This window comes from Bacillus seohaeanensis (assembly GCF_042684945.1).
GTDB classification, from domain to species: Bacteria; Bacillota; Bacilli; order Bacillales; family Bacillaceae_B; genus Rossellomorea; species Rossellomorea seohaeanensis.
In genome coordinates this window covers 72083-79471 of record NZ_JBHUMF010000034.1, presented here as the reverse complement: position 1 = coordinate 79471, position 7389 = coordinate 72083, and the positions used below count along the sequence as shown (strand labels likewise).

Genomic DNA, 7389 nt, shown 5'->3' with positions numbered 1-7389 from the left:
TGGGAAGGTTGCGTGTTTTATTTTGCCTTCTATTGTGTGTTAACCCCAACAAATATTATAGAGCCAACAAAAAAGCGCATGGCTCACCTTATTCCGGTCACCATACGCTTTCCCTCTATAAATTAACGCTTTTGAATTTCTTGTAATAACAGTTTGTTGACAAGCGGTGGATTGGCTTGACCTTTTGTTGCTTTCATAATTTGTCCTACGAGGAAGCCAATTGCACGGTCTTTCCCGTTTTTGTAGTCTTCAATTGACTGTGGATTATTATCAAGTGCTTCTGTAACAATTTTAAGAAGTGCACCTTCATCCGAAATTTGGACAAGTCCTTTTTCTTTGACAATTTTTTCTGGGTCGCCACCATTTTCCACTAACTCTTTAAACACTTTCTTCGCAATCTTAGAAGAAATCGTTCCTTTTTCGATTAACTCAATCATACCAGCTAAGCTTGCTGGAGTAAGTTTGATTTCATGAAGCTCCATTTGCTTAGAATTTAAGTATGCAGAAACTTCTCCCATCAACCAGTTGGAAGCTTGCTTAGCATCTGCTCCAGCGGCTACAGTCTCTTGGAAGAAATCGGACATTTCTTTCGTTAGTGTTAATACCATCGCATCGTATGCAGGTAATCCTAATTCTTCAATATAACGCTTTTTACGTTCATCTGGAAGTTCAGGAATTTCAGAACGAATTCGCTCTTTCCACTCTTCGTCAATATAGAGCTCTACTAAATCCGGCTCTGGGAAGTAACGATAATCATCTGATCCTTCTTTTACACGCATTAGAAGCGTTTTACCAGTAGCTTCATCAAAACGACGAGTTTCTTGCTCAATAAGACCGCCTGATAATAACACTTTTTCTTGGCGAATTTGCTCGTGTTCTAACCCTTTTCTAACAAAGTTGAAAGAGTTAAGGTTTTTAAGCTCTGCTTTTGTACCGAACTCTTCTTGACCAATTGGGCGTAGCGAGATATTTGCATCACAACGAAGGGATCCTTCTTCCATTTTGCAGTCAGAAACGCCTGTGTATTGGATAATTGCCTTCAACTTTTCTAAGTAAGCATACGCTTCTTCCGGTGTACGGATATCTGGTTCTGATACAATCTCAATAAGCGGTGTTCCTTGACGATTGTAATCGACAAGCGAATGATCCTTAGCATGCGTCAATTTACCCGCATCCTCTTCTAAATGAAGACGAGTGATTCCGATTTTCTTCTTCACTCCGTCTACTTCTATTTCAATCCAACCATGTTCGCCGATTGGTTTATCAAATTGTGAAATCTGATATGCCTTCGGGTTATCGGGATAAAAATAGTTCTTCCGATCAAATTTCGTATCCGTTGCGATCTCACAGTTTAATGCTAATGCTGCTTTCATTCCAAATTCAACCGCTCGTTTGTTTACAACTGGTAGAACACCAGGGTATCCAAGGTCGATGACGTTTGTATTAGTGTTCGGCTCTGCCCCAAAATGATTTGGTGCAGGAGAGAACATTTTCGAATCTGTTTTTAATTCTACGTGGACCTCTAGTCCAATTACCGTTTCAAAGTTCATGTAATTCACCCCTTACAATTGTGGTTTTTGTTTATGGAAATCAGTTGCTTGCTCATAAGCATGCGCAACACGGTAGACAGTGCTTTCATCAAAATGCTTTCCGATTATTTGCAATCCTAATGGAAGACCTGTTTGGGATAGACCACAAGGAATAGAAATTCCAGGTACACCCGCAAGGTTAACAGGGATTGTTAAAATATCGTTTGCATACATCGTTAATGGATCATCAATTTTTTCTCCAATTTTGAACGCTGGAGTTGGTGTTGTTGGTCCAAGAATGACATCATATTTTTCAAAGACATCTTCAAAGTCTTTTTTAATTAATGTACGAGCTTGCTGTGCTTTTTTGTAATAAGCATCGTAGTAACCAGAGCTTAACGCAAATGTTCCAAGCATGATGCGACGTTTTACTTCATCTCCGAAACCTTCTGCACGTGTGTTTTTATATAACTCTAATAAGTTTTCTGCATTAGGTGTACGGTATCCGTAACGAACGCCGTCAAAACGAGCAAGGTTCGCAGATGCTTCCGATGAAGATAATAAATAATAAGTTGCTACACCGTACTTAGAATGCGGAAGAGATACTTCTTCCCATGTTGCTCCTAGGCCTTCCAATACTTTAAGAGCCGCTAAGACAGATTGACGTGCTTCTTCTCCTACACCTTCGCCAAGATATTCTTTTGGAACAGCAATTTTCAATCCTTTGACATCGCCTGTAAGAGCTTCAGCAAAGTTAGGAACTTCTATATTCGCAGAAGTAGAATCATTCGGGTCAAGCCCAGAAATTGCTTGTAATAAGTATGCATTATCTTCTACATTTCGTGTAATCGGACCAATTTGATCAAGAGAAGAGGCAAATGCAACTAATCCAAAGCGGGACACACGTCCATATGTAGGTTTTAATCCAACTGTTCCTGTGAAAGCTGCCGGTTGGCGAATAGATCCACCAGTATCAGAACCTAATGAAAAAGGGACTTCCCCAGCTGCAACAGCCGCTGCAGATCCACCAGAAGATCCACCAGGTACCGTTTCTAAATCCCATGGATTACGGGTTTTTTGGAATCCTGAGTTTTCTGTAGAAGATCCCATTGCAAACTCATCCATATTTAATTTTCCAATTGTAATCGTATCTGCATTATGTAATTTATTGATTACCGTTGCATCATAGATTGGATTAAAATTCTCAAGGATTTTACTTGAACAAGTAGTTCTAAGCCCCTTTGTAACAATATTATCTTTAATTCCAATTGGCATCCCAAAAAGCAGACCTTTTTCACCATCTGTACCGAGCTTTGCATCCATTTCTTTCGCTTTACTGCGTGCGTTCTCTTCATCTAATGTAAGAAACGCGTTTACTTTGTCATCCACCGAGTTGATTCGTTTGTAAGACTCATCGACAAGGTCAGTTACTGATACTTCTTTTGTATGTAAAAGTTCATGAAGCTCTGACAGCTTGTTGTCAAATAATGACATGTAGTACCCTCCTATTCTCGTTCTTGCATTTGTAGTGCGATTAAACTGCTGTTCATGCAAGCAAAAAATTAATTATCCATTACAGACGGAACACGCACTTGTCCATCTTGATGATCTGGCGCATTTTTCAGCACTTCTTCTCTCGGCAATCCTTTACCAGGCTTGTCTTCGCGAAGAATATTTTTCATTTCTAGTACGTGAGTCGTTGGCTTCACATTTGTTGTATCTAACTCATTTAGCTGCTCGGCAAAACCGATAATTGCATCTAACTGACCTGTAAACTTTTTCACTTCATCATCTGTGATGGCTAGTCGGGCAAGGTGGGCTACATGCTTTACTTGCTCTTCAGAAATTCTAGACATCCTATCACCTCCATATATTTTCGAACACTCACAATAATAGTCAATGATACCAAAATTAGCAGTATGAAAGCAACTGAAAACAAAAGTGGAAGCAGCTTGTCACCTCTAGTCACCTGAGCTGGCCAAAACCGCACTTAAATATTGGCGTTACCCTGATAATTGAACTAGGAAGACAGGACATGCTCTCTATCTCCACGTGCTTTATCAAAGCATATTAAATTTTTTCACAGAAAACTATTGAATCCACTTTCCCCCTTATATGTTACATTAGTACATATCAACTAACACACAAGGAGGCCTATAAATTGAAACTTTTCTCAGCCAAACTGATTACACTTGGAGTTGCGGCAATTCTCCAAGGGGTAGCGATGGCGATTTTCCTGTTTCCTCATAACATACCATCTGGAGGAGCCGCAGGAATTAGTGTATTGCTTCATCATATAGCACAAGTTCCCTATGCCCTCACCCTTTGGACATTGAACGCCGGTATGCTCGTTTTAGCTATTAAATGGCTGGGAACTTCGAGTGCATTTTGGACAATCTATTGTGTAACCGTAACATCCCTAACTATTAACTTTATTAGTCCGCATCTCCACCACCCGGTTTCTACTGTCTTTATTGACTTAATTATTGGGTCCATCCTATTCGGAATTGGTGTGGGAATCCTGTTTCGTGTGGGTGCTTCGTCTGGGGGAATGGATATTCTGGCATTGATCATTTCTAAGCTAAAAGGGGTTCCACCTGGTAAAACACTATTTTATATTAATGGGATTATCTTGCTTTTAACAGGCATTCTCGTTGATTGGAAAGTCATTTTTTATGCGCTTGTCTGTCAATGGATCGGGACAAAGATGATTGACATTATGTATAAGCTGCAATGGAAAAATAAATGGACGGAATCGTTTGCTGAAAAAACTGCGTCTTAACTAGGAAGTATAAGTAAAAACAACAATCACGAAAAAAAGGGTCTAGCTAGAAAGAAAGGTAGACCTATTTACTTTTCACTAAAAGAATAAAGTAAAAATAGTTGCTTCCCTCCTGCTCTTTCATTACATTTAAAATAGACAAAAATTAGTAGAAGGGACATTCTCCATGATACAAATCGTAAAGACCTTTCTCATCGGACTGCTTGGCGGAGGAATTTTCACGCTGTTACATATCCCATTATCTTGGATGCTCGGATCGATTACTGCTGTTTTTTTCGCTAACAAATGGCTAAAGACCCAACTTGTTTGGCCTGTTTATTTCCGAAATATTGGGCTAATCATTATCGGCTATACAATCGGGCATTCTTTTTCCAAACAAACCGTAATAGAAATTGGCATGCAACTTCCATCCATGCTTGTTATGACTATTTCCGTTATTTTATTTAGTGCTGTACTTGCCTATGTAACTTCTAAATGGACGGGAATTAACCTGCAATCAACCTTAACTGGAAATATTCCTGGCGGCTTATCACAAATGGTCGTTTTAGGAGAAGAGACAGAAGGGGTTGACTTAACTGTCGTCACAATAATTCAAGTAATTCGGCTTATATCAGTTATCATTGTTGTCCCATTTCTAGTTTTCAGCCCTTTATTATATGGAAGTGCAGGTGGCGGGGGAGTTGTTAGTGGTAGCGGGCATGCTTTCACTAATTTTGACTGGAAAATAATTTTATATTTAGTCGTTGCGTGGGGGGCGGCAGAGTTCGCGCATCGATTCCGTTTTCCTACCCCATTTTTAATCGGACCAATTATCGGAATTGGCGCATTAATGGTGTTTAATTTCCAAATACCAATACTGCCAGGTCCACTTCTAATGCTTTCCCAAGTATTTCTTGGAATTTACTTTAGCTTTATGATGGACATTAAAAATGCCAAGAATTTAACAAAATTTATAAGTATATCGGTTGTTACAACCCTCTTTTTATTATTATTTTCTATGGGACTCAGCATCTTGCTAATGTATTGGCATGACATCCCATTTTTGACTGCTTTTATAAGCATGGCTCCTGGAGGAATGGCGGAGATGGCACTAGTTGGGCAAGCGGTGCACGCGGAACTCTCCATCATAACCGCCTATCATCTATTTCGAATATTATTTATCTTATTCGTCGTACCATTTGCTCTAAGAAAGGTATTTCAGCTACCCTACTTCCAGAAAAGTGCAAAGGCTGACTAAGTTTTATTTTAAAAGCTTGTTTTTGATTTTAGAAAACAAGCTTTTTTTCTTTTTTTGTTTTGGAAGTCCAGCGGTTTGATACGTTTTTGTTTTCTTTATATAAATTTCCTCTTTATCAATTGCATAATCATATGCAAGAAGAAGACCAATTTCTGCATCGTGCTCTTTATTCGTGACAATTGTAAAAGATACATTATGCTTCGTTGCCAACTGAATGTATTTTGACAAATAGGAGTACTTCATATTTCCGTTTAATAACAACTTTGCCTTTGGATGTTCCTTTAGGCTGTCCTCAACTTCAGAATAGATCTTACTTTCTCTAACCTGACTTTGTTTAAGAGCAATAACTGCACGCTCTCGTAATGATCCCAAAAACTTTCGTCTCTCATCAGGCTTTGTTTGTTTCTGACCATACATCCCCTGTTGCAAATACTCATCGACATTTTCTCCCACACTAGAACACCTCCGGATAATCCTTTTCACTTACGATAGTTTTTCGATAACTTCCAATATACTATATGATACCATGGCAGATTTAGACTCTCACTTGTGAAGTGTTGAACGAGACAGTTTTTTTGTAGAGAATAGCTAATCCTTGTTTCAATCAAACGTTTGTTTGAATTTCTTACACACCGCACCCGACACATATTTGTATATTTTATTCATTTCCCTTTTTTGTTCAAACGTTTGTTCAAACTCTTCCCCACTCTAGGGCGATTTCATCTTCTCCCATATTAAGCCTTCTTCTTCCTATTTTTTAAAAATGCAATAAGTAGCAGCATACAAGGAATAACAACCTGAAATGGCACATGTAGGACTACTGGAACAAGATTTAAGCCTTCTTCCATATGTTCTGCAACATTGCTAGCAATCGTGATCGAGACGATTAAAATCACAAAGCCGATAGGAAATGTTAGTTTAGCCGGTGAGTCTACTTTGAACAGGTTAGAAAGACCCATAATGGCCCCATAGAAAAATATGCTAATCTTAAAAAATCCGCCTATAATTAAGGCAATCATAAAAAAAACATCTAATCTTTCTAAAAAGTCTGCTACTTGAATGGATTGAATCGTCGTAAGCAAGGGAAACTGTGACCGCAATGTTAAATCGACTCCTAATACAGTTATGTTTACAATCGAAACGATCGCCAAATTAATGCCACTCAGACCAATTGCCAAGAGTCCAACCCTCTTAATGTTTTTCTGATTATCTAAATAAGGAATAATCATGGAAAAAACAATCATCTCTCCAAAAGGTACGTACAAAGATTGGGTAAAGGTAACCTTTAAAATTCTTTTTATTCCTTCTTCAAAAAACGGCTTTAGTTGACTAAGGTCAATTAACCCTGACACAACAACAAGAATAAACCCGGTTATAGCAAGAAGGTACATGAAAACAAAAAGCAACTCACCTGCTCTTGCTAATACTTCTATTCCTTTACGCACTGTATAGATGATTACCAATACTAAAAATGTATTAACGATAAAGAGCGGGGTTTCTTGATAAGCAAACGTCAAAAGCATCATTCCGAAGTCGCGCAATACTCTAGCTGCAATGTATGTAAAATAAAGTACATATAAAAATGCTAATATCCTGCCAGCTATTTTCCCTATTATTTTCTCCATATATTCTGTTGGAAGTAGCCCGGGATAATATCGATATAGTTGAAAATAAACGAGATAAAGAAGACACCCCCCACCTGTTCCAAGCAGGATGGCCACCCACGCATCCTGCTTTGCCTCCACAGCAAGTGGAATTAACAATGCACTGCCCAGTTCAAATAATAAAATAAGGACAAATAACTGGTTTGCACTTATTTTTGCTTTTTCCACTAATAAGAC

General features: G+C 38.5%; 7 protein-coding genes. 2 read left to right on the top strand and 5 right to left on the bottom strand.

Translation table 11 applies throughout. The features are described 5' to 3' along the window. Positions 1 to 122: 122 nt before the first annotated feature. The 3 genes from gatB to gatC form a co-directional block, all read right to left on the bottom strand. Positions 123 to 1550, bottom strand: a complete 1428-nt coding sequence (gatB, locus tag ACFSUL_RS20455; RefSeq protein WP_071414154.1) for an Asp-tRNA(Asn)/Glu-tRNA(Gln) amidotransferase subunit GatB — start codon at positions 1548 to 1550, stop codon at positions 123 to 125. A 12-nt stretch (positions 1551 to 1562) separates the two neighbouring features. After that, positions 1563 to 3023 (bottom strand): Asp-tRNA(Asn)/Glu-tRNA(Gln) amidotransferase subunit GatA, encoded by a 1461-nt coding sequence (gene gatA / locus ACFSUL_RS20450; RefSeq protein WP_377938092.1) that lies wholly within the window; start codon positions 3021 to 3023, stop codon positions 1563 to 1565. Positions 3024 to 3091: 68 nt separating this feature from the next. Next, on the bottom strand, positions 3092 to 3385 hold the full coding sequence (gatC, locus tag ACFSUL_RS20445) for an Asp-tRNA(Asn)/Glu-tRNA(Gln) amidotransferase subunit GatC (RefSeq protein ID WP_071414152.1): 294 nt from the start codon (positions 3383 to 3385) through the stop codon (positions 3092 to 3094). A gap of 305 nt (positions 3386 to 3690) precedes the next feature. On the opposite strand from gatC, the gene ACFSUL_RS20440 reads away from it, so the two are divergent. Both ACFSUL_RS20440 and ACFSUL_RS20435 read left to right on the top strand, forming a co-directional pair. Next, positions 3691 to 4311 (top strand): YitT family protein, encoded by a 621-nt coding sequence (locus tag ACFSUL_RS20440; protein ID WP_377938089.1) that lies wholly within the window; start codon positions 3691 to 3693, stop codon positions 4309 to 4311. 166 nt (positions 4312 to 4477) lie between these two features. Then, positions 4478 to 5548 (top strand): AbrB family transcriptional regulator, encoded by a 1071-nt coding sequence (locus ACFSUL_RS20435; protein ID WP_377938087.1) that lies wholly within the window; start codon positions 4478 to 4480, stop codon positions 5546 to 5548. A 3-nt stretch (positions 5549 to 5551) separates the two neighbouring features. Here ACFSUL_RS20435 and ACFSUL_RS20430 read toward each other — a convergent pair whose 3' ends face one another. Beyond that, entirely contained in the window at positions 5552 to 6001 is a 450-nt protein-coding gene (locus tag ACFSUL_RS20430; RefSeq protein ID WP_377938085.1) for a YueI family protein, read from the bottom strand. Between the two features lie 281 nt (positions 6002 to 6282). Then, entirely contained in the window at positions 6283 to 7380 is a 1098-nt protein-coding gene (locus ACFSUL_RS20425; RefSeq protein WP_377938083.1) for a GerAB/ArcD/ProY family transporter, read from the bottom strand. Positions 7381 to 7389: the final 9 nt, after the last annotated feature.

What these genes read in the sequence shown, in the direction of transcription:
- gatC (WP_071414152.1), bottom strand. Translation starts at nt 3,385, where the DNA reads ATGTCTAGAATTTCTGAAGAGCAAGTAAAGCATGTAGCCCACCTTGCC.
- ACFSUL_RS20435 (WP_377938087.1), top strand. Translation starts at nt 4,478, where the DNA reads ATGATACAAATCGTAAAGACCTTTCTCATCGGACTGCTTGGCGGAGGA.
- gatB (WP_071414154.1), bottom strand. Translation starts at nt 1,550, where the DNA reads ATGAACTTTGAAACGGTAATTGGACTAGAGGTCCACGTAGAATTAAAA.
- gatA (WP_377938092.1), bottom strand. Translation starts at nt 3,023, where the DNA reads ATGTCATTATTTGACAACAAGCTGTCAGAGCTTCATGAACTTTTACAT.